This window comes from Pseudomonas sp. AC083, from assembly GCF_979253165.1.
On record NZ_CEEDDH010000177.1, the window covers coordinates 1 to 264 of the forward strand.

At 45.1% G+C, this 264-nt stretch carries 1 protein-coding gene; it reads right to left on the minus strand.

Annotation, left to right across the window (positions count from 1 at the left end):
- Positions 1 to 264 (minus strand): squalene/phytoene synthase family protein (locus tag AC0IXA_RS27620; protein ID WP_471814934.1); only part of this gene is annotated, 264 nt, incomplete at both ends.

Genomic DNA, 264 nt, shown 5'->3' on the forward strand with positions numbered 1-264 from the left:
TAGTATGCCTCTGCCTCAAAAGCAATGTACTCCCAGACGTGCTGAAAAGCTTGATTGACAATCCCTTCCTTCAATTCTTGCTCTGTGTACCCGAATTGATCCATCACTTGCTTTGGCAAATAAATACGGTCTCTTTCACCCTGATCTTCGCCGATATCTCGAAGAATGTTGGTTAGCTGCATAGCGATCCCTAACGAAATGGCTGCTTCTTTTAGCTGCTCTTTTTTACGCGGTGCAATAATGGGAAGGAGCATGAGTCCAACG